A 23,007-nucleotide genomic window follows, 5' to 3' on the forward strand; every position below is an offset into this window, starting at 1 on the left:
TTATGTGCAGGTTGAGACCAGGCTGAGGTGAAAAAGTTTGCCATTGCTGCTGCATGACCGTTTGCTAGTATGTATCAACTAAAGACTCCTCAGCTGAGAATAGAAGACATTTTTTTATGGGCACTACACCTTATCAGTCTATTGTCGTGCTAACCGGCGCAGGCATTTCTGCAGAATCCGGTATTCGCACTTTCCGCGCCAGCGATGGCCTATGGGAAGATCATCGCATCGAGGATGTGGCATCTCCTGAAGGTTTTGAGCGCGATCCCGATACTGTCCACCGCTTCTATAACCTGCGCAGACACCAGTTGCTCCACGAAAATATTGTCCCGAATGCCGCCCACAAGGCGCTGGCCGATTTTGAAAAACGGTTTAACGGCACATTCACCCTGGTGACCCAGAACATTGACAACCTCCACGAGCAGGCTGGAAGCCGCCAGCCGCTGCATATGCACGGTGAACTGCTAAAAATTCGCTGCAGCGCCAGCGGAAAAATCTATGATTGCTTGGAAGACACGGCTACCCACTCAGTCTGCCCATGCTGCGGTATCCCGGGCCAGTTAAGGCCCCACGTGGTCTGGTTTGGAGAAATGCCGCTTTATATGGATGAGATCTACCGGGTGCTGGATCAATGTGACCTGTTCATTGCCATCGGCACATCGGGCAATGTCTACCCGGCTGCAGGTTTTTTTGAAATCGCCAGGGCCGCTGGCGCCCATACGGTAGAGCTAAACCTTGAACCCTCTGTCAATGGTTCTCGGTTTGAAGAACAATGCTATGGAATGGCTTCAGAGGTAGTGCCCCAATACCTGCATACTATCTGCCCATGACCACCAGAAATCCGGCTGTCAACCTGAGGACAAGGAACCTACCCCAGCAAAAAAATCGGGCCAGTGGTCATCGGTCGGGGCTTCCTCGAGCTGGTGATAGGATTCTTTAACCGCGTACATCAGACAATCGCTGAGTGCTATCCTCGGTGTGGTTGTCACCATAAACAACTTCAGCGTTACCCGTGGAAACAACTTGCCCTGGCGAGCCACGAAATACTGATCTATCACATTCTGCCCTCTGGCATCGACCAGTCTGAGAGCATCCAGCCCCTTCGGCCCCAACCAGGCCAGGGGAGAATCCACCCGAGCAATGCCAAAATTGCGGCGATCGATCTGCGTGGGTAGTGTGATATCCACGCCTTCACAGGGCGTATCTGCATAACAGAGGCTAGCGCCCTTCTGCAGCTCCAGTCGCACCGGGTGGCGATAAATATCCAGCGCCAGTTTTTCTTCTTTGGGCAGTGAGGCCGCCTCTGCCAGATTGCTCGCGGTAAGAAATCGCCGCAGACCTTCAATAGCGACGTAATCAGACAGTCGTTGATTCGCACCACCGCACTCCACAGTCAGGATCGGGCAGCCCAGGTCCATCACCTCCATGAGAGCGCCAAGACGAATGTCGGTAATGATCAAGCGGTGGGTAAAGAGGGGAGCCAAATCATAAAAGCAGTCGTGCTCAGCCGCGCAGACAGCAAATGCAGGCCCGTCCCCGGACGTATTATGAATATCTATGACCGCTTCCGGTTGATGATCCCGGATCAACGCCAGCAGTGCTTGAGCCAGTTGTCCCTGCTCCCCTGCCACCGGGGAGGTAAACAACCGGTTCATATCCTCCAACGGGGGAAGAAAACGGTGGGTAAACAGCGGCTCCGCCAGTGCCGAAGAGACAGACACAATTGCCACAAACATCGTCACCTGGGGCCGAAAACCTTCTAGTAACAGCTGGTGAATCGCCTTGAGCCCCGAGGGCTCGTTACCGTGTAAAAGTGTCACCACAAAGCGGCAACGACCTTGATCTGCACCATCCAGGCGTAGCAGGGTGGGCACAGCCAGCTGCTGCAGAAACTCTTCTACAGATGCTGGAATGGACGAAACCGGCGGGTTATTCAGTTCCTGAAAGGCTGATCCCTGAGACATCGTCGTCTGCCTACCTCACTGTCATCTTCATAAGTTTAACACCGGCAAGTTAAAGGTCCGGCCACTGGGCTACTGGAACATTGGCGTTGGAGTGATGACAGTATGCTTTCAGCAGTTGCAGACAAGCCTCATGGTTCCCATGCCCGTTGCCCACCAAGCGGTTATATTGTTGCAACTGCCAACTGGCACCCGTCTGCCCGCTCTGCAGCCTGTCACTGATTAACGATAACCAGGTTTGGGCTTCTTCCTTGTTCACACCGACCTGAATCAGACCTTTCTCCGCGACGGGCAATAACTGCTCCAGCACAGCGGCTAATGACCGCTCCTCGAGACTGTTCTGATGGGCGTTGGGCCAGTAGATGGACGCCCCCATTCCGTGCTGAGCGGCACGGTAAAAGTTGGTACGGGCATAGGAAAAGGGTAGCGCAGATAGCAACGGCTCCACATCTTCCGACAACCCCTGGGCCAGCCCAATAAACAATGCTGCGTTAGCCGCCATATCCGCAGCACTGGGGCCCGCAGGCAGGACACGCATTTCTATACGCAAATGGGGGTCATTACACGGATCATAGATCGGGCGATTCCAGGACCAGATGGTGCCATCATGCAGGCGCAGCTCCTCCAGTTTCGGCACGCCTCCCTGAGCCACCACGGCCAACGGGTCCTCATCACTGAGTATCGGGATCAGGGGTGGATAGAGCTGAACAGTCTCGCGGAACAGCTCGATTAGACTATGGCGCAACCAGCCCTGTCCGAAACTGACCCTTGGCGGAGGTACGGGATGTTCGGACTGGCTATTGAGCCCATCAATGGACTGGCAGAACAGTGGCACTCGGGTTTCATGCCAAAGGCGATGGCCGAGCAATAATGGCGAATTTGCCGACACCCCCACCATTAGGGGAGTAACCAGCTGCGTAGCATTCCACAGGTTCACCATGTCCTGCCCTCGAGGGCGATAATGAATCTGGAAGGACGTGCAGGCGCCTTCCAGGGTGACATCATCGTGGACCAGATTCATGCTGTCCTGCCCCTCAATACGAATGCCTGTGCTCTGGCGGCGCTGTTGAACCGCTTCCGCAAGCACACGATAACGGGGTAGATCCGTCATCACCTGTGGACCAAAGTCCCTCTCCTGCAAGGTCGGCAAAATTCCGATAGGTAGTACCTGCCCCTGCCACGGGTCCATCTTCTGGTTCAATCCGGCGAGATTGTCCAGTATCTGCTGCTGCAGAGCGGTGAATGGTGCACCGGTGCCAGGAAGGGGGGTGAAATTGAGTTCGAGGTTATACCGGTTTAATTCCAGTGTTAGCGTTGGGTCGTCATAGGTGTCTTGAACGGCCTGGTTTTCGAGCACGGGACGCCCTTCGCCATCCAGCAGATATAACTCAAGCTCCGCGCCGATGGAGGGCTCTCCCAGCCCAAAACCGGGTCGCTCCAGCACCAGTTCAAGAGCCTCCAGGCACTGGTGCAACTTGTCCTGAAAAGCAAGAAAGTCTTTTTCGCTGAAGCTGGTCTTTTGAATAAATTGCCCCATTCAGACCTCCTAAAAACTGCCTACGGCTCGGACGGTTCAAATATCTTCATATGCTCCACATAGGCACCACTGGCCACCGTCGGGTAAAGATGTTCCAGGCTTTCAGAGCGGCCGGAGTGGGTTTCCATCCTGGCGTGCTTGCGCCGCAACTGCCGAGGTTCCAGTGCACCACAGGAGTGGGCAATCATTCCCACATCATAGGTCATGTTGAACACATAGTTGGCCACGCGGTCCGATTTCTCCAAAGGATCAAGTCCACGCTGCAATTTCGGGTCGTGAGTAGTTATACCGGTGGGGCAGGTGTTCTTATTGCACTGCATGGCCTGAATACACCCCAGGGAAAACATGAATCCCCGTGCAGAAGTGATGAAATCCGCGCCCATACAGAGCGCCCATGCCACGCCGGAAGGTACGATCAGCTTGCCTGAGGCGATGACCTTGATACGCTCCCGAAGACCATAGCCACTTAAGAGGTCCACAACCGCCGGCAGGCTTTCACGTATTGGCATGCCCATGTAATCCAGCAATGCCTGAGGTGCGGCACCCGAGCCACCCTCGGCACCATCAATGGTGATAAAGTCGGGCGCGGACTCAATACCGCGTTCCAGAATCAGTTCACAAAGCTCCGCCAGCCACTGGGTATCGCCAACAACCGTCTTGAAGCCCACTGGCTTGCCAGTCACCCGTCGCACCTGATCCACCATATCCAGCAAGCCGGCAGCGTTAGCAATTTCCGGGTGGCGGTTCGGGCTGATGGCATCTTCGCCAATTTCGATGGCACGGATACGGGCTACTTCCTGGGTTACCTTGGCAGCCGGGAGAATCCCACCTTTACCGGGTTTGGCCCCTTGGCTCAACTTGATTTCAAACATCTTCACTTCCGGGTATGAAGCAACAGCCACCAGGCGCTCTTCGCTGAGTTGACCTTTTTCATCCCTTACCCCGAACTTGGCGGTGCCAATCTGGAACACCAGATCACAACCACCCTCAAGGTGGTAGGGTGACAATCCGCCCTCACCGGTATTCATCCAGCAGCCGGCTTTGGCCGCACCTTTGGAGAGTGCCCTCACCGCTGGTTTGGACAACGCTCCGTAACTCATACCGGAAATATTGATCAGCGAGGCCGTAGTGTAGGGGTGCTCGCAGTAAGGGCCGATGGTTAGCGGGCTGGGCGCAACGGCATCCTCCCCACGGGTCGGATAGGCACAGTTCACAAAGTAAATGGAGCCCACCGGCCTCAAATCGCGGGTGGAACCAAATGCCAAAGTGCGATCCACATCCTTGGCCGCCCGGTACACCCAGGCCCTTTCGGCACGATTGAAGGGCATTTCCTCGCGATCCATGGCAAAGAAATACTGGCGAAAAAAACTGCCCATATGCTCGAAAAGGTAACGGAAGCGTCCAATCACAGGATAATTGCGGCGCACGGTATGTTTTGACTGGGTGACGTCCACCACATACATCACCATCACCCATATCAGCCCTGCAATCACGGCAATAACAAATAGCCCCGCCAGGGAGTTCAAAATCGTATAAACCCAGTTTGTGGCTGTGTGCTGCATAAACGAATCCGGAAGTGTTATTTATTCTGTTGGCAGTAACCGTTTCTACCTTGTCTCATAGTACCCCTGCTCCGCCAGCAAGCCAATTGCCCGGCACAGTGGTGTATCGCCATAAAACTCGGCATAATCGCGGCCTCCATTTCTGCCGGCCAGCATTCCATGCCCAGAAAGACCCTAAGGCGGTTTTTACCCGACCCCCATAAAACACTACAGTTAAGGCCTCTCCGCTGGATGGGCCCATTACTACGTGATCCCAACCTGTTTCATATCAACCGCTTCTCTATTGCCTCATCATTCTTTATCGGCCTGTTTTGTGCGTTCTTGCCAGTGCCGGGACAAATGTTCATCGCCGCTTTCCTGGCGTTGCTGTTTCGCACCAATCTGCCCGTTGCCGTGTCGCTGATCTGGATAAGCAACCCACTGACCATTGCACCGATGTTTTTGTTCTCCTACAGCATTGGCGTATTACTACTAGGCCATCAGGAGACCCAATTTACGATTGAACTGAGCTGGGAGTGGGCCTCCGCCCAGGGCAGTGCGATCTGGCTGCCGCTCATTACCGGCTCGCTGATCTGCGGTCTGGTCTCCGGCATCACGGGTTATTTGACGATCCTTTACCTGTGGCGCTGGAAAGTGATCAAGAATTGGGAACAGCGAAAACGCAATCGTCTAGGCCGTCAACAGGTTAAACAGGATAAAACCCTCGACTAGGACCAAAACACTATTCGTAGCGCAACACTTCTGCCGGACGTGTGCCCGCAGCACGGAATGCCGGGTATAGGGTAGCCAGAAAATTCAGGCCCAGGGCAACCATGACGATCATCGCCACATCGGCCCAGTGAACGTCTGCGGGCAAGTAGTCGATGGGGTAAATTTCCGAATTCAACAGCTGATGCCCCAGCAAGGATTCCAGCCAGTGTGCCAACGCTGTGATGTTGTAGGCACCGACCGTCCCCAGCAACACCCCCAATCCGGCACCGAATACCCCGATGAGAAAGCCTTGGGCGAGAAAGGTCATCACAATTTCTCCGCCGGTAGCACCCTGTGTTTTGAGAATGGCAATTTCCGCGCGCTTGTCGATCACTGTCATCATCAGCATAGAAATTACATTAAACACGGCAATCGCAATGATCAGAAAAACCAGCAGTGAAACCATGTTGCGGGACATTTTGATTGCCTGATAGAGATTGCCATGGGTCTGCAGCCAATCAGAAAAATAAAACTCACCGGGTAACAGATTCATCAACTGAAACCCGGTCTGGCGGGCCTGAAATAGCTGGTCAACTTTCACCTGCATACCCTGAGGATGCCCATTGAGGCCCGCGAGTGCAGAAGCCTCCGGCAAATGGATTAACATGAGGCCCTGATCAAGTGTGGTGTGGGTCGCAAAGGTGCCCAATACGGTAAAGGCCGCCACCCGTGGGGCCACATGAATCGCACCCCCTTCACTACGGGAAGGTACGAGTAACGTTACCCTGTCACCGGCTTTAGCAGAGAGGTTTTCAGCAACAATGGTGCTCAGCACGACGCCACCTGACGTCTGATTCAGTTTCATGATGAGACTGTTTGGCAGAAACTGGCCGATAAACTGCCCGCTGAGAGCAGGCTCTATACCCAGCACTTCCACAGGACGGGTTTTACCATTGCGAGTCAGCATCCCTTCCAGTCGCGTAAACGGCATCACCGCTCGGACATTGGGGTGCTCCAGGAGTGTATCCCGAAGGCTGGCTTCATTGTCGATACCTTCATGGCTGAACAGCCTGATATGAGGCACTGCGCCCAGAATTCGCGTCTCCATTTCCCGGTCAAAACCGTTCATGACCGACACAACGATAATCAACAATGCCACGCCCAGCACCAGCCCCAATATGGCCAGCAGGGAAATAAAGGAAACCAGCCGATTGCGGCTACCGGAAGTAAAATTGCGAAGAGCTAAAAAACAGGGCAGAGGCCTGAACACAGCGATTATTCCCTGCCCGTCACGTCAGTGAGCCGACCACCAGTTAACGACAGGGTTCTATCCATTCGGCCAGCGACATCAGGGTCGTGGGTGACTACCACAAAACTGGTGCCGATATCCCGGTTCAGGGACAAAAGCAGTTGCAGAATGGTTTCCGCTGTCTGTGGATCAAGATTTCCCGTCGGCTCATCCATCAGCACACAAGCAGGATTTGCCACCAACGCCCTCGCAATGGCCACGCGCTGGCGCTCACCCCCGGAGAGCTCTGAGGGTTTGTGCTGGAGACGATGCTCAAGACCCACCTTCGCCAACACATCAGTCGCACGCTGCCGCGCTTCTGCAACAGGACGTTTACCGATCAATAACGGCATAGCCACATTTTCGAGCGCACTGAATTCGCCGAGCAAATGGTGAAACTGATAGACAAAACCAAGGTGCTGGTTGCGCCAACGGGCACGCTCCGATTCACCCATTACCGCCATATCTTTGTCCATCACCCAAACGGAACCCGCATCGGGATCATCCAGGCCACCGAGCAAGTTCAGCAACGTAGTCTTACCTGAACCTGATGTGCCGACAATGGCCACGCGCTCGCCACGGCCAACAGTCAGTGCCAGTTTATTTAAAACATCTATCCTGGCCGAGCCCTGACTGTAGTGGCGACTTAAATCCTGACAAAGGAGGACCGGCTGATCAGTGGTCATAACGCAGCGCCTCCGCGGGCAGCACCTTAGCTGCACGATGGGCAGGGTACAGTGTGGCAATCAGGCTCAAGAAAACGCCAAGCAGGCTAATTGCAAGTACATCCTGCCACATCAGGCGTGAAGGAAGTTCACTGATAAAGTAAACATCGGGATCAAACACCTGAAAGCCCAGATAGCGCTCCAGAAGACCGACAATATCGGCAATACCCAAGGCCATTAGACAACCACATATCACACCGGTGACAACACCAAACAGGCCGACCGCTGTCCCCTGAATGCGGAATATCCGCGAAATGGTTTTTCCCTCTGCACCTAAAGTACGCAATACGGCAATATCACGCCGCTTGTCCGCCACCATCAAGGTCAGACTGGCAACAATATTGAATGCCGCCACGGCAACAATCGCAGCCAGTAACAAACCCACCACTTTTTTCTCCATTTCAATGGCCTGAAAAAGATTTCCCATCTCGCCTGTCCAGGTTTTCACTACCAACCCTTCCTTGGATTCCGAACGCAATCTGGTAGCCACCATGTCGACACCATAAGGGTCGTCAACACGCAGCCGAACACCGCTGACCCGACCGCTCATGCGGTAGAGTTTCTGGGCATCCTGATAATGGATAAAGGCCATGCCGCTATCTACTTGGGCACCTACCTGAAAAACACCCAGCACCCTAAATCGCTTATATCGGGGAAAGATCCCTGCCGGGGTCACATTCAGCTCCGGGAGCGAGAGCATGACATGATCGCCGCGAATCACCCCCAGGCTTCTGGCCAATAAGTTGCCCAGCACAATACCGTATTCGCCAGGTTGCAGTAGGGAGAAGTCGCCTACCAGCATATGATTTGTCACCGGACTGACTCCCTGTTCATAACGGGGATCAACACCGTGCAATAACACCCCCTGACTGCCGGTATCAGAGGTTAACAGCCCATAGCCTTCCACAAAGGGAGCAAATGCTTTCACACCAGGATCTTCCAGCGCCCAGTCACCGAGGGCTTGCCAATCTGCCACACCTTTCTCATTCACCAGTGCAGCGTGAGAAACCACACTGAGAATACGCTCCCGAATTTCACGGTCAAAGCCGTTCATTACTGACAACACCAGGATCAGGGCCATCACACCCAGTGCCATAGCAATAAAAGACAGCAGGGAGATAAAGGAAACAAATCCATTGCGCCTTTTGCTGCGAATGTAGCGCAGGCCAATAAATAGAGGCAGGTTGGCATTCATGGCTGGCATTTAATCGGAATCCACAGGGTCAAACAAGCTCCGATTTATGTGATTGACTGCCTGTTTTTTGCTCCTTGGGGATTTTGCGGTTGCACTTGGCACATTTCTGCTTACTATAATCACAGGTAACGCTGCAAAACTCGGACGCTGCCGGTGATCATTAGAACCAAGGAATTAATTCTATGAACAAGCTTTTGCTAGTGCCCCTTCTCGTTTTACTTTCACTGCCTCTGGCTGCAGAGCAGGTGGTGGTACCGGTTGGGCAACAGGCCGCAGAAAAACAGACGCTGGAGAGACCTCACCGCGGCATCAGCAAAGAACGTGTCAGGGAGCAGTTTGGCGAACCATTAACAATGCAGAATGGCGTAGGCGAACCCCCGATCTCCTCCTGGGAATACAGCGATTTTGTGGTGTATTTTGAACATGATCTGGTTTTACATTCTGTCTTGAAGCGCAGCGAGACTCCAACTGAATAAGCCATCAGTTCTCCGTTACAATCAAAAAAGGCGCCGTTAACGGCGCCTTTTTTATCTGTCTGTTTTATCTCACGGGCTCAAACCAAATCTGCTCTCAAGCCCTAGACAACACACCATCTAAACCACCAGTTTGCGGGACTCCCTGCACAGGCGGTTGATGCCATTGATGGCAGCGATTCGGTAAGCCTCGGCCATGGTCGGATAATTAAAGGTGGTGCGAATAAAATATTCGATGGTATTGGCCTTGCCCTCCTGGTTCATGATGGCCTGGCCAATGTGCACAATCTCGGCAGCCTCGGCACCGAAACAGTGAACGCCCAGTATCTCCAGGGTTTCCTGATGAAAGAGGACCTTCAATACGCCAACTTCCTCACCGGAAATATGTGCCCGCGCAATGTTCTTGAAATATGCCCTACCGATTTCGTAAGGGATTTGCTGCTCGGTGAGTTCAGCCTCTGTTTTACCCACGTAGCTGATCTCGGGGATGGTATAAATACCGGTGGCCACATCCTCCACATGGTACTCACGGGCTGTACCGCACATATGAGCTGCCGCAAAACGCCCCTGATCATAGGCCGCACCGGCCAGGGCGGGCCAACCCACCACATCGCCAGCAGCATAGATATGTGACACGCTGGTCTGATAGTGTTCGTTTACCTCCAGCTGGCCGCGGCTATCTGATTCCAACCCTATGGTTTCGAGCCCCATTCCCTGGGTATTACCTGAGCGGCCATTACTCCAGAGTAACGCCTCGGCGTGAATACGTTTCCCAGACTTGAGCTCCATGGTCACGCCGTTATTACGGGTTTCTACCTTTGCGTATTCCTCATTGTTCCTGACGTTCACATTAAGATCCCGCAGGTGGTAGCTCAGCGCATCAGAAATTTCACCATCAAGGAACGACAACAACCCCGCGCGGGTATTCACCAGTTCTACCCGGGTTTCCAGGCCTGCAAATATGGAGGCATATTCGCAGCCGATAACACCGGCCCCGTAGATAATGATATTACGGGGCGTGCGGTTCAGCTTGAGAATGGAATCGCTGTCAAATATACACGGGTGACTAAAGTCCACATCTTCCGGGTGATAGGGACTGGAGCCAGTCGCAATCAAAAAGAAGCGACCCTTGATGGTTTCATGGGTATGGTCAGCCTTTTTGACAGAGATTTCATGGGTATCAGTAAAGGTAGCGCGACCGACATGCAGGCGAATACGATTGCGCGAGTACTCCCGTGTGCGGCCATCCACCTGCTTGCGAATCACTTCATCCGCGGCCTGCATCAGCTCGGGAAAGGAGAACCATCTCGGTTCGCCGACGGCACGAAACATGGGCATGGTATTGAATTGCACCATACGGCGCACTGAGTGACGCAGTGCCTTGGAAGGAATGGTACCCAAATGGGTGCAGTTGCCGCCCACCTGCATGCGCTCATCCACAACCGCCACGGACCAACCCTGTTTAACCGCTGACATGGCGGCGCCCTCACCCGCAGGGCCGCTGCCGATAATCACAAGGTCATACTGAAAATCCGCCATACCTCACTACTCCACTTACACTCCCACAGCACCCCTGACAATCAGCGATACTGCGTCATTCGATATTCGATTGACCCAAATTGATCAGGTCAATATTTGGATGCGACGTCCGCCTGCTCCAGCAGTATCCGCTCATAGGCCTGGTAGTCACGGCTGGCATTAGTCAGGGCAACGGTAGCTGTCAGCAAATTCTGCTGTTCACTGCTCAACTGAGAAAAATCACCTTCCTGCACTTTCACCAGAGACACCAGGACGTAGTCACCATTGTTCAGAATCAGGTTGTCAATCACTGGCTTGCTGCCAGGCTCCGACATGTCGAACACGCGATCACGTATTTGGCTGACCTGATTGCCGGAAAAACGCTTGGTATCCAGGCTCACCTGCCACTCCAGCTCTTCCTGCTTGGCAATATCTTCAATACTTTCGCCGGCCCTTGCCCGCTCAGCCAGAGCCTCACCACGCTGCTGCAGTTCTCGACTGGCATATTGCGCCTTGAGTATAGTTTCAATCTGATCACGAACATCTGCCAGAGGCTGGAGTGTCTCGGGAATCCGTTCTTTCAGTTTCAGTACCAGTACGTGGTCATCGGCCAGCTCCAATACCTCGCTGGCCAAGCCATCGTCGAGGACAGGCTGACTGAAGGCCGCTTGCACAACCACCGGGTTTGACGAAATACCTGCACCCTCTCTGCGGCCAAAGGGCTGAGAAACCTTCAGCGGCACGCCCAGACGGTTCGCTACGGATTCGAGGGAATCAGCGTTGTAGGAAAGATCTTTCAATTCTTCGATGCGAACCGGAAGCAACTCTAAGGCCAGTTGATGTAACAGCTCCTGACGTACGGAGGGTTCCAACTGCTCACGACTGGGGACATCGGCAGACTTTTCATCCAGCAATTTGATCAGATGCACACCCAGCTCACTTTCCACCAGGCCGGAAACTTCACCAACGGCAAGTTGATCCAACGCAGCACCCAGGGATTCCGGCAGGTCTCCTGCCTGAATATACCCGAGGTCTCCGCCCTGCTCTGCCGTACCGTAGTCCTCAGAATATTCCCGGGCCAAATCAGCAAACGATTCACCGGCTTCTAACTTTTTCTGAATCTCTGCCAGCTTCTCCAGATGACTATCATCATCCTGGACTTCGAGCAGAATTTGCGCCACATGCCGTGAGCGCCTGGAAGCTGCCGCGGCAATTTTCGCGTCAACCACTTCATCCACCATGCTTTGTTCCAGATCGACTTCTTCCGTGAAGCTAGCTGGCGTCAGTTCGACGTATTCCACCACCAGTTTTTCTTCTGAGCGGAATTCATCCTGATTGGCGGTGTAATAGGACTCGATGTCGGCTTCCGCCACTTCGATAGTGTCCAGCAGCGGCGCGCGGGGAATGGTCAGGTAATAATAGTCCCTCGTCTGCTCGGTAATACCCGCCAACAGCTTGCTTTCCTGCAGGGTGGAAAATCCTGTTGCGGCAACACCCTGCATAAACTGATTGGTGACCATATCGGTAGTCAGCAGCTTGTTGTAGGAGGTGGGGGAATAGCCCATCTGCCTCAAAACAAACTCATAGCGCTCGGTATCGAACTTGCCATCAGTCTGAAAATCAGGGACCTCTAGCAGTATCCGATACAGCGTCTTATCCACGCCCATGCCCTGATCCACGGCGGCCTGCTCGACAACTTTCTGACGAATCAACTGTTGCATCACCGGCGATCTCAGTTGATCTTCATCCACCAGGGTGGGATCAATATTCTCGTAGCGGTTAAGAATTTGCTGTTTTTGCAAAACCACTGCCTGTTGCAGGCGAAGCTCGGTAATGGTTTCACCATTAACATTAGCGGCTTCTTCCACGGCACTGCCGCTCATAAAGAGTGCATCGACACCGAACAGAGCAAAGGGAACGATAATGATCGCGATCAAAACCCCCTTGGTTGCACCATGCAGGTTATCTCGAAAATTCTGAAGCATAGAGATCTCTTGGGCTCAGGAAAAAAACTTACTCGTTATTCTATAAAAAAAGGCGCATCGCCGATGCGCCTTTTCATAGCAAAAAATCCAACTACGACACTGTTTTATTTGTTAACAGCGTCCTTCAATGCTTTACCTGCTTTGAAGCTAGGGACAGTGGCTGCGGCAATTTTGATTTCAGCACCAGTCTGCGGGTTACGGCCAGTACGCGCGGCACGTTGTTTTACAGAGAAAGTTCCAAAGCCAACTAGAGATACCGCATCGCCTTTCTTGAGGGCGCTGGTAACAGCATCGATGGCAGCATCAAGAGCGCGACCGGCAGAAGCTTTAGACAGATCGGCTGAATCAGCAATAGCATCAACGAGTTCAGATTTATTCACAATAATCCCCTTGTTATGGTTGATTAAGACTGTTCACCTGCAACACACACAACTCAACGGCTTACTGCAGGCTGTGGCATAGAAGACGACTGCAACGTTATACCAATGAGCCCCCTCGGCGGTCAAGCGCTTTAGTGAGTATTTATGCGGCTTACAGCCTCATTTGTCGATTTTTTGTCATCACTGTCGACTCTCTCAAACTCCTCATCGGACAGTGGTTCCGGTTTGCCTGTGAGCGCGATATCCAAAACTTCATCGATCCACTGCACCGGACGAATATCAAGGTCAGCTTTAATATGTTCGGGTATCTCTTTGAGGTCCCTCTCATTTTCCTGTGGAATCACCACAGTGTGAATACCACCCCGATGTGCCGCCAACAGTTTTTCCTTGAGGCCACCAATTTTCAGCACCTGGCCTCTGAGCGTGATTTCACCGGTCATGGCCACATCGGCTCTCACCGGAATTCCGGTGAGCACGGAAACGAAGGCTGTGCACATGCCAATACCAGCGCTAGGGCCATCTTTTGGCGTAGCGCCCTCGGGAACGTGAACGTGCAGGTCCACTTTCTGGTAGAAGTCACGCCGAATACCCAACCCCTTAGCCCGGCTTCTCACAACGGTGAGCGCTGCCTGGATGGACTCCTGCATGACATCGCCCAGGGAGCCGGTTTTCACCACTTGACCTTTACCCGGCACTGCAGAGGACTCAATGGTCAGCAACTCACCACCTACAGATGTCCACGCCAATCCGGTGACCTGGCCAATCTGACTCTCAGCCTCGGCGCGACCATAATCGTACTTATAGACACCCAGCAGATCTTCAAGGCGCTCGCTGGTTATCAGCTGATGGCCTTCGCAGTCCTTACGCACATAGAGAGTGACGATTTTCCGGCAGATTTTGGCAAGTTCGCGCTCCAGACCGCGCACACCCGCTTCTCGGGTGTAATAGCGAATCACATCACGCACTGCAGACTCTTCGATATCCAGTTCGGTGTCTTTGAGGCCATTGGCCTTGCGCTGCTTTGGCAGCAAGTACTTGAGGGCAATATTAACCTTTTCATCCTCGGTGTAACCGGGGATACGAATCACTTCCAGCCTATCCATTAAAGGACCGGGAATATTCATGGAATTGGCGGTACAAATAAACATCACCTCTGAAAGGTCGTAGTCCACTTCCAGGTAATGGTCGTTGAAACTGTTGTTCTGTTCGGGATCCAAAACTTCCAGCATGGCAGAAGCCGGATCACCCCGATGATCCATGCCCATTTTGTCAATTTCATCCAGCAGGAACAGCGGATTTTTGACACCCACCTTGGACAACTTCTGAATCAGCTTGCCCGGCAGAGAACCAATATAGGTGCGGCGGTGGCCGCGAATTTCCGCTTCATCGCGAACGCCACCGAGAGACATACGCACATATTTTCTGCCAGTGGCCTTGGCAATGGATTCACCCAGCGAGGTTTTGCCCACACCGGGCGGGCCAACCAGGCACAATACCGGACCTTTTAGCTTTTTAACCCGCTGCTGCACAGCCAGGAATTCCAGAATCCGCTCTTTGACCTCTTCAAGACCATAGTGGTCTTCGTTAAGGATTTTTTCAGCCCGAAGCAGATCGTGACGAACCTTGGAACGTTTTTTCCAGGGCACACTCACCATCCAGTCGATATAACCGCGCAGCACTGAGGCTTCCGCGGACATCGGCGACATCATCTTCAGTTTGTTCAGCTCGGACTTGGCCTTATCAAACGCGAACTTGGGCATGCCGGCTTCATCGATCTTGGCTTCCAGCTGCTCGATATCGTTACCGCCTTCCTCAACCTCACCGAGCTCTTTCTGTATCGCCTTCATTTGCTCGTTGAGGTAGTACTCCTTCTGGCTTTTCTCCATCTGCTTTTTAACGCGGCCGCGAATGCGCTGCTCAACTTCAAACAGCTCAATCTCCGATTCCATCAACCCCAAAAGGTTTTCCAGACGCTCATTGACCGTCGCCGTCTCCAGAATCTGCTGTTTCTGCTCAACGCTCAGGGTCATGTGTGTCGCCAGCGTATCGGCCAAACGACTGGGATCATCAATTCCGGCAACAGTGCTAACCACCTCGGAGGGAATTTTTTTACTCAGATTGACGTACTGTTCAAACTGGGTCAGGGAGGAGCGCATCAGCGCACCGGTTTCCTCACTGGAAAGGTCTTCCTCCGACATCGGCACATAGGTGCAGACAAAATAACCGGGAGACTCATCAATGGTTTCGATTTTGACGCGCTCGGAACCTTCAACCAGTACTTTGACAGTGCCATCGGGCAGCTTCAGCATTTGCAGCACGGACGACAAGGTACCGACCCGATATAGATCCTCCGGGGTCGGGTCATCCACAGCAGCGGATTTTTGCGCGATCAGCAAAATTTGCTTGTCGTTGGCCATGGCCTCTTCCAAAGCCAGAATCGACTTTTCCCGGCCCACAAAGAGGGGAATTACCATGTGTGGATAAACCACCACATCGCGCAGCGGCAACATGGTCAATTCATTGTGCACCGTATCCTGTCCCATTCTCACTACCTCATTCTTGAGAATTACAATTTTTATAGCTTACCGCAAATATGGGGACACGCCGGATAAAAACAAGTAAAAGTTGACGGATAATTTCGAGAATAATAAAAAAGGGCCCCGAAAGGAGCCCTGTGGAAAATACCTGCTGGCTTTGATCAATCGTCGCTTGATGCAGCCTTTTTTGGCTCGCTGTTTTCATACACCAGCATGGGCTCAGCCTCACCCCGAATCACGGCACTTTCAATCACTACTTTGCCAACATCATCAGTGGAGGGAATGCTGTACATAGTGTCCAACAACACGTTTTCAATAATTGAGCGTAGTCCGCGGGCGCCGGTCTTTCTCTCCAGCGCCTTGTCAGCAATGGCTTCCAGTGCATCACGACGGATATCCAGCTCTACGCCTTCCATCTCGAAGAGCGCTTCATACTGTTTGACCAGAGAGTTTTTTGGTTCAACCAGAATGTTAACGAGAGCATCCCTGTCCAGCTCTTCCAGCGTAGCAATCACGGGCAGACGACCAACAAACTCTGGAATCAGCCCGTAGCGCACCAGATCTTCCGGTTCGACCTCGGCCAGTGTCTGACCGATGTTCTTATCCTTCTGCTTGCTTTTCACTTCGGCACTAAAACCAATACCGCCTTTTTCGGAGCGGTCACTGATTACCTTTTCCAGTCCGGCAAAGGCTCCGCCACAGATAAACAAGATATTGGCAGTATCAACCTGCAAAAATTCCTGCTGTGGATGCTTGCGGCCACCCTGAGGCGGAACGGAAGCAACCGTACCTTCAATCAGTTTCAGCAGCGCCTGCTGCACACCCTCACCGGACACATCCCTGGTGATGGAAGGGTTGTCTGACTTGCGGGAAATCTTGTCAATTTCGTCCAGATAGACGATGCCACGCTGTGCCTTGTCGACATCATAATCGCACTTTTGCAGCAGTTTCTGGATAATATTCTCAACATCCTCACCCACATAACCGGCTTCGGTCAGTGTGGTGGCGTCTGCGATGGTAAAGGGCACATCAAGCAGGCGCGCCAGGGTCTCGGCCAGCAACGTCTTACCGCTACCGGTAGGGCCAATCAGTAGAATATTACTTTTTCCCAGCTCGATTTCGCCATCACCACCCTTACCTCCACTCTGCAAACGCTTGTAGTGGTTGTAGACAGCCACAGAAAGAATCTTCTTGGCACGCACCTGACCGATAACGTACTCGTCCAGAATATTATTGATTTCAATCGGCTTGGGAAGCTTATCACCGGAAGATTCAGCATCAGTCTCCTGAATTTCCTCGGAGATAATGTCGTTACAGAGGTCGACACATTCGTCGCAGATAAAAACAGATGGACCCGCAATTAACTTGCGCACTTCATGCTGACTTTTGCCACAAAAAGAGCAATACAGCAGTTTTCCGTCATCTCCACCACTTCCGGATTTTTGGTCGCTCATAACCACATCCCAACAATTCTCTTCATAAAAATCCGAACACGGACAACAAAAAACTTAAAAATCAGATACATAGCACAACTTTTGTTGTGCTCTTAAAAAAGCGTACCCATTCTAGGGACGCTTGTCCAGTACCTCATCAATCAGGCCATAGTCTTTGGATTCCAGCGCATTCATAAAGTTGTCGCGTTCGGTATCCAGAGCAATTTTTTCTACTGTCTGTCCCGTGTGGTGCGCCAGACACTCATTCAGCCTTGCCCGTATCTTGAGAATTTCCTGAGCGTGGATATGGATGTCAGATGCTTGTCCCTGTGCACCGCCACTGGGCTGGTGAATCATGACCCGGGAATTGGGCAGGCAGTAGCGCTTGCCATTTGCACCTGCCGCCAATAAGAACGCCCCCATACTGGCGGCCTGACCAATACACATGGTGCTGACATCCGGCTTGATGAATTGCATGGTATCGTAAATCGACATCCCCGCCGTCACAGAACCACCGGGAGAGTTAATGTAGAGGTGGATATCCTTGTCAGGATTTTCGGACTCCAGGAATAGCAACTGAGCAACCACCAGGTTGGCCATGTAATCCTCTACAGGCCCTACCAGAAAGATCACCCGCTCTTTCAGCAGACGGGAGTAGATATCGTAGGACCGCTCACCCCGTGCAGACTGCTCTACGACGATCGGCACCAGACCACCGGCACTTTGCACATCGAGTCCGGAAGAGAAAGAGGGATCAAATTTCATAGGAATTCACTCAATTAATGGAAGTCATTGTCCAGCATTGTAACCAGCACTTGGCATAAGGCAAGCAACCACCTGAGGCGAAATTGCTATTTTCAAAAATGAAACAGCCCCGCACGAATTGACCGCCGGGGCTGCATCTGACACCAGCCGGAATCAGTTTCACCTGACCCCAGCAAGTTCGTCTTTATTCCTGTCCGTCAGGCTTGATAGCTTCCTGATAATTGACAGGTTTCTCAGTGATGTTGGCGACGGCCAGCACTGCATCAACAACCTGCTCTTGCAGCACGGTCGCTTCAATACCCTGAAGCAGCTGCTGGTTGTTCAGATAATGCTGAATTACTTCATCTGACTCTTCGTAGGTGGACGCAATTTCTTCAATGCGCTCACGCACTCTGTCGGTATCAACTTTCAGTTTGTTTGTCTTCACGTACTCGGTCACTAGCAAACCGGTGTTGGCGCGACGCTTGGCCTGATCCATAAACATGTCGTCGGGGAGCATATTGGGATCAAAATTATTGGCGCCCTGCCCCATGCTCTGAACCATTTGATGCTTCATTGCTCTCACTTCATTGGCCACCAGCACATCGGGCAGCTCAACATCACTGTGCATATCGAACAGTGCTTCCATCACCCGGGCCTTAACTTTGGCGCGCAATGAGTTTTTCAGATCGCGCTCCATATTTTGTCTGACAATTTCACGGAATTTTTCCTCACCACCCTGACGCAGGCCGTATTGGGCAAAGAAATCGTCATTCAATTCCGGCAGTACCGCTTCTGTTACAGAATGCAGTGTAACGGTGAATTCAACATCAGCACCGCGCAATTCTTCAGCGTGATAGCTCTCGGGGAACTTCAGGGATAAAACCTTTTGCTCGCCCACTGACATGCCGACAACGCCTTCCTCAAACCCGGGAATGGCTCGGCCTGTGCCCAGTTCGATCAGAAAGTCTTCAGCGCTGCCACCTTCAAACTCTTCACCATCTTTGGTGCCCACAAAGTCAATGGCCACTTCGTCACCAATCGCGGCGGGACGATCAACCTCTTCCCAGGTCGCACCCTGTTTGCGCAGGGCATCCAACATCACGGTCACATCGTCGTCGGTCACTTCAGAAACCGGCGTCTCAATGTTGAGCTGGCTGAAATCCCCCAGGGTAATTTCCGGCAGCACCTCAAACACAGCGACGTATTCCAGGTCCTGGCCCGGCTCATTGGTCACAGACTCAATAGAAGGCTGACCCGCGGGGTTCAGTTTCTCCTGACTGACCGCCTCAGAAAACGTCTTACCCATCAGCTCGCCAACAACTTCTTTACGGATATCCGCACCAAAACGTTGTTTGACAACCTGCATCGGTACTTTGCCTTTACGGAAGCCGTCTAATTTGACCGATTTACTGGCACTTTCCAGTCGCTCGGTAATAGCACTTTCAATACGTTCTGCTGGAACACCTACGGTGACTTTACGCCCCAGACCAGAAGTTGTTTCGATGGAAACCTGCATGTTTACCCTCTAAATGTTTTCTTACTTAATCGTATTATGGTGCGGACGGAGAGACTCGAACTCTCACACCTCTCGGTACCAGAACCTAAATCTGGCGCGTCTACCAGTTCCGCCACGTCCGCAAAATGTCGGGATTGATCGAACGGGCGGCAGAAGGTCGCCCTCGACAAAGGGGGTGGATTTTGCCACAGCCCATACCTCCCGGGCAACCACCGCTGCAAAAGGCTTAAAAGCCCGATTAAGTGCTCAGTGCAGACTCTACACAGGCCAAGCTATCAGAATGGTGATATCACCTGAGGATTGACTATTCAGCGTCAGATCATTCCGTCGTGCAGGAATCAGCATGGCCTCTTCCGCACCCAACAGCTGCTCACCGACCTGCACCTCACCCTCAACACTCATCAACAGGGCATAGTTTCCCGTATCGGGAAGGCTGAATTCGGCATCACTTCTAGCCTGTATGGTCAACCGCTCTACCCTGAAGTCATCAAAGCTGACCACTTCCTCCAGGCGGTAACCGCTGCTCTCTGCCAGAACTGGCAAACCGGAAAGCACCGGCCTTTCCAGCGACATGATCTCAACACCCTTTTCAGAATCCCAGTGACTTTGTGTTAACACCTTCTGGGCAAACGACAGAATCTGGCGTTCGTAAACGGGTGTTTGAAACTCCACCGTCCTGACGCCATGTTGCAGAGCATGGGGCGTGCGCAGGGGGACTTTTACCACATCGCCAACACGCAGGGGCAACAGCGAGGTAAAGCGGTTCATCGCTTTGCGCAACTCGAGCTCCCTACTCTGCAGTGCCTCCGGCACCCTGGCCAACCATGCTTTTAACTGGATGGCAGAAACTGGGGCATTCAGATCAACATCCTCAGCTAAACGGTATTGATCCAACAGTGCATCTATTTCTCGCCTGACAGACTCATACTTCCTAACCGCCAACAGATAATCCTTTCTGAAAGCCTGTTCAGTCTCGTAACCGGCAACCACCTTCTCGTCAAAACCAAAACGAATACTGCCGACACCGTCCTGCCATGCCTGCTTATCCACATGGGTCACCACATAAACTTCGCGCTTTTCCTCATGCAGCTCGAAGTAGAGATCGCCGAAAACTTCCTCAGGCAGCGGATCTAGGATTTTTAACAGGTTTATCCTGCGCCCATGGCCCGCAACCAGCCTGTCCGGCATCACCGACAAGACCCAAGGCAAAGGGACTGATGACACACCATCCGTCACCAACGACAGGCCCCGCTCTTCAATGCCCGTATACCAGATCTCCTGCCCCCAGGGTTTGGGGATTGCCACCGGCCGGAGTCTCAGTGGCTGACCTGCTGACAACAGGGGCCAGCCATGATCTGCACAGAATTGTTCCAGGGAGGTGGGCGACCCACTGCCCTCCAGTTCCGCGCAAAGATGATCGCTGGCCTCACCCACGGTAAAAACGAGCTGACCGCCCGAACACTGACAAATGGCCAACAGCCGGATGACAGGTTCTCCATCTAGATAATATTGAGGAAAGCCGTAGCATAGCGACAGCACATCAGAATCTGCCGGCTGGCTTGCCAGCCAATCCTGAATAGCCTGCTCCGGATTGTCAGAGGTCAATAGGGCCACATTTTTACTCCACACAACACGCGGCAGAGTCTACCAAAAATGTACCAAACTCACCGCGTCTATCTCTCCCGGACCGGGATGACATGGCAATGATGCTGGCATACTCATACAGACATTACTTGACGGCAGCCTGGTGCATGTCTTTACTGAAACCTCCATGCCGGACTAAAACTCCATTCCTGCATTCTTCATCGCAAACAAAAAAAGGGACGTATATATGAATACACGCATTAAATTAATGGCTTTCGCTCTGATTTCCACTCTGGCACTACTCACCGGTTGTGGGGGCGGAGAACCAGCAAGTGAAACATCCGCTGAAACCGGCACTCCAGCCAGTCCATCTACCGAGAAGATGATGGAGCAGGCAGAAACAACGATGGAAACTGCCAGTGAAGCAATGGAAGACGCGATGGGTGAGGCCGATGACAAGGCCGAAGAAGTCATGGAGAACATAGAGGAACAGACTGATGAATCCATGGACGCCCTTGAGGAATCAGCCGACGAGGCCATGGACACTGTGGAAGAGGGAGCCGAAGAAGCTGAAGATGCAGCCGAGGACATGATGGATAAACTGGGTGAAAAAATGCAGTAAAGCGCATATAACACCCAATAAAAAAGGCCGGAAGTTATCCGGCCTTTTTTGTCACTGCTGAGAACTCAGCTAATCCGTTCAAAAACTGTGCTAACCCCCTGCCCCAGTCCAATACACATGGTGGAAACACCCAGTGTTCCATCACGCTGCTTGAGAATGTTCAGCAAGGTACCAGAAATCCGGGCGCCTGACGCACCCAGAGGGTGACCGAGGGCAATCGCACCACCGTTCACATTCACCTTCTGCTCCATACTGTCGAGCAGGCCGAGGTCCTTGATCACCGGCAATGACTGCGCAGCAAAAGCCTCATTCAGCTCCACATAGTCGATGTCTGCCATGGTGAGCCCGGCCTTCTTCAGGGCCAGTCGCGTAGAGGGGACAGGGCCATAACCCATAATGGAAGGGTCAACCCCGGCCGCTGCCACGGAAACCACTTTCGCCATGGGTGTTAGCCCCAGCGACGATGCCCGCTCAGCCGACATAACGAACAACGCCGCTGCACCATCTGTCACCTGCGAAGCCGTTCCCGCTGTTACCGTGCCATTTACAGGATCAAACACGGTTTTTAACTGCCCCAACCCTTCCAAATTGGTTTCCGGGCGGATGGTTTCATCTTCCTTCATCATGTACAGGCCACCGTTCTCGTCGTGACCAAGAACCGGAACGATCTCGTCCACGAAACGCCCCGCTGCGCGAGCCTCTGCGGCCAGGTGGTGGGAACGAACGCCGAATTCATCCTGTTGCTCTCGGCTGATACCGTGGATTCGCGCCAGGTATTCAGCAGTCAGCCCCATCATGCCTGCGGCTTTGGCAACACTGAGATTCATTGCCGGGTTAGGATCGTGGTCGTGGGTCATGGGTACATGCCCCAAATGCTCGGCGCCGCCCACCAGATAAATATCACCCAGCCCGGCCATGACATTGGCCGTAGCCATATGCAGTGCCGACATTGAAGAACCGCACAGGCGGTTAACCGTGATGGCAGGCACTTCGTGCGGAATGCGGGTACGCAGGGCCGTCATCCGCGCGACGTTGAACGACTGTTCCCGCCCCTGCATGACACAACCCCAAATAATGTCATCAATTTCTGCCGGGTTGATCTGTGGATTGCGCTCCAGCAGACCCTCAATCAAATCAGCGCCCAACTCATCGGAGCGACGATTGCGGAAAGATCCGTTTCTGGAACGGCCCATGGGGGTGCGGGCAAAATCAACGATGACCGCGTCTCTAGGTTTCAAACTCACTATCCATCTC

Annotated in this window: 19 protein-coding genes and 1 tRNA gene; 4 read left to right on the plus strand and 16 right to left on the minus strand. The window is 52.8% G+C overall.

Features of this window, described 5'->3' with window-relative positions; all coding sequences use genetic code 11:
- The first annotated feature begins 116 nt into the window (after positions 1–116).
- On the plus strand, positions 117–830 hold the full coding sequence (cobB, locus tag Q8A57_RS02230) for a Sir2 family NAD+-dependent deacetylase (RefSeq protein ID WP_305169294.1): 714 nt from the start codon (positions 117–119) through the stop codon (positions 828–830).
- A gap of 18 nt (positions 831–848) precedes the next feature.
- Here the strand turns inward: cobB and Q8A57_RS02235 are convergent, their stop codons facing one another.
- From Q8A57_RS02235 to Q8A57_RS02245, 3 genes are read right to left on the minus strand one after another with little or no spacing between them, the layout of a single operon-like run.
- Complete coding sequence (locus tag Q8A57_RS02235; RefSeq protein ID WP_305169295.1) at positions 849–1,964, minus strand: M14 family metallopeptidase; 1,116 nt, start codon at positions 1,962–1,964, stop codon at positions 849–851.
- Positions 1,965–2,013: 49 nt separating this feature from the next.
- Complete coding sequence (locus Q8A57_RS02240; protein ID WP_305169296.1) at positions 2,014–3,498, minus strand: glutamate--cysteine ligase family protein; 1,485 nt, start codon at positions 3,496–3,498, stop codon at positions 2,014–2,016.
- 20 nt (positions 3,499–3,518) lie between these two features.
- Positions 3,519–5,060, minus strand: a complete 1,542-nt coding sequence (locus Q8A57_RS02245; RefSeq protein ID WP_305169297.1) for an FMN-binding glutamate synthase family protein — start codon at positions 5,058–5,060, stop codon at positions 3,519–3,521.
- 231 nt (positions 5,061–5,291) lie between these two features.
- Between Q8A57_RS02245 and Q8A57_RS02250 the strand changes: the two genes are divergently transcribed.
- Positions 5,292–5,771, plus strand: coding sequence for a DUF2062 domain-containing protein (locus Q8A57_RS02250; protein WP_305169298.1), 480 nt, complete (start codon positions 5,292–5,294; stop codon positions 5,769–5,771).
- 10 nt (positions 5,772–5,781) lie between these two features.
- Here Q8A57_RS02250 and Q8A57_RS02255 read toward each other — a convergent pair whose 3' ends face one another.
- From Q8A57_RS02255 to Q8A57_RS02265, 3 genes are read right to left on the minus strand one after another with little or no spacing between them, the layout of a single operon-like run.
- A complete protein-coding gene (locus Q8A57_RS02255; RefSeq protein ID WP_305169299.1) occupies positions 5,782–7,020 on the minus strand; it encodes a lipoprotein-releasing ABC transporter permease subunit in 1,239 nt (412 codons plus the stop codon).
- 5 nt (positions 7,021–7,025) lie between these two features.
- Positions 7,026–7,724, minus strand: a complete 699-nt coding sequence (gene lolD / locus Q8A57_RS02260; protein WP_305169300.1) for a lipoprotein-releasing ABC transporter ATP-binding protein LolD — start codon at positions 7,722–7,724, stop codon at positions 7,026–7,028.
- On the minus strand, positions 7,714–8,967 hold the full coding sequence (locus tag Q8A57_RS02265; RefSeq protein ID WP_305169301.1) for a lipoprotein-releasing ABC transporter permease subunit: 1,254 nt from the start codon (positions 8,965–8,967) through the stop codon (positions 7,714–7,716). Before Q8A57_RS02265 ends, lolD begins: the two co-directional genes overlap by 11 nt.
- A gap of 173 nt (positions 8,968–9,140) precedes the next feature.
- On the opposite strand from Q8A57_RS02265, the gene Q8A57_RS02270 reads away from it, so the two are divergent.
- Positions 9,141–9,434 (plus strand): hypothetical protein, encoded by a 294-nt coding sequence (locus tag Q8A57_RS02270; RefSeq protein ID WP_305169302.1) that lies wholly within the window; start codon positions 9,141–9,143, stop codon positions 9,432–9,434.
- Positions 9,435–9,551: 117 nt separating this feature from the next.
- Here the strand turns inward: Q8A57_RS02270 and sthA are convergent, their stop codons facing one another.
- The 9 genes from sthA to Q8A57_RS02315 form a co-directional block, all read right to left on the minus strand.
- Positions 9,552–10,970 carry a Si-specific NAD(P)(+) transhydrogenase gene (gene sthA, locus Q8A57_RS02275; protein WP_305169303.1) on the minus strand — a complete coding sequence of 473 codons (1,419 nt, stop codon included), beginning with the start codon at positions 10,968–10,970 and terminating at the stop codon, positions 9,552–9,554.
- Positions 10,971–11,059: 89 nt separating this feature from the next.
- Positions 11,060–12,934, minus strand: a complete 1,875-nt coding sequence (locus tag Q8A57_RS02280) for a SurA N-terminal domain-containing protein (RefSeq protein WP_305169304.1) — start codon at positions 12,932–12,934, stop codon at positions 11,060–11,062.
- A gap of 104 nt (positions 12,935–13,038) precedes the next feature.
- Positions 13,039–13,314 carry an HU family DNA-binding protein gene (locus Q8A57_RS02285; protein ID WP_305169305.1) on the minus strand — a complete coding sequence of 92 codons (276 nt, stop codon included), beginning with the start codon at positions 13,312–13,314 and terminating at the stop codon, positions 13,039–13,041.
- A gap of 131 nt (positions 13,315–13,445) precedes the next feature.
- A complete protein-coding gene (lon, locus tag Q8A57_RS02290; protein WP_305169306.1) occupies positions 13,446–15,857 on the minus strand; it encodes an endopeptidase La in 2,412 nt (803 codons plus the stop codon).
- A gap of 155 nt (positions 15,858–16,012) precedes the next feature.
- Positions 16,013–17,305 (minus strand): ATP-dependent Clp protease ATP-binding subunit ClpX, encoded by a 1,293-nt coding sequence (gene clpX, locus Q8A57_RS02295; RefSeq protein WP_305169307.1) that lies wholly within the window; start codon positions 17,303–17,305, stop codon positions 16,013–16,015.
- Between the two features lie 111 nt (positions 17,306–17,416).
- Positions 17,417–18,049: an ATP-dependent Clp endopeptidase proteolytic subunit ClpP gene (clpP, locus tag Q8A57_RS02300; protein WP_305169308.1), complete on the minus strand. Its 633-nt coding sequence runs from the start codon at positions 18,047–18,049 to the stop codon at positions 17,417–17,419.
- Positions 18,050–18,233: 184 nt separating this feature from the next.
- Positions 18,234–19,547: a trigger factor gene (tig, locus tag Q8A57_RS02305; RefSeq protein ID WP_305169309.1), complete on the minus strand. Its 1,314-nt coding sequence runs from the start codon at positions 19,545–19,547 to the stop codon at positions 18,234–18,236.
- A gap of 37 nt (positions 19,548–19,584) precedes the next feature.
- Positions 19,585–19,669 (minus strand) — tRNA-Leu (locus Q8A57_RS02310).
- A gap of 136 nt (positions 19,670–19,805) precedes the next feature.
- Positions 19,806–21,161, minus strand: coding sequence for a hypothetical protein (locus Q8A57_RS02315; protein WP_305169310.1), 1,356 nt, complete (start codon positions 21,159–21,161; stop codon positions 19,806–19,808).
- A 217-nt stretch (positions 21,162–21,378) separates the two neighbouring features.
- Here Q8A57_RS02315 and Q8A57_RS02320 point away from each other — a divergent pair, with 217 nt between their 5' ends.
- Positions 21,379–21,753: a hypothetical protein gene (locus Q8A57_RS02320; protein ID WP_305169311.1), complete on the plus strand. Its 375-nt coding sequence runs from the start codon at positions 21,379–21,381 to the stop codon at positions 21,751–21,753.
- Between the two features lie 65 nt (positions 21,754–21,818).
- On the opposite strand, the gene fadA is transcribed toward Q8A57_RS02320, so the two are convergent.
- Positions 21,819–22,997 (minus strand): acetyl-CoA C-acyltransferase FadA, encoded by a 1,179-nt coding sequence (gene fadA / locus Q8A57_RS02325; protein ID WP_305169312.1) that lies wholly within the window; start codon positions 22,995–22,997, stop codon positions 21,819–21,821.
- Positions 22,998–23,007 lie beyond the last annotated feature (10 nt).

Origin of the sequence: Porticoccus litoralis (assembly GCF_030676955.1) — a bacterium.
Classification (GTDB): domain Bacteria; phylum Pseudomonadota; class Gammaproteobacteria; order Pseudomonadales; family Porticoccaceae; genus Porticoccus; species Porticoccus litoralis.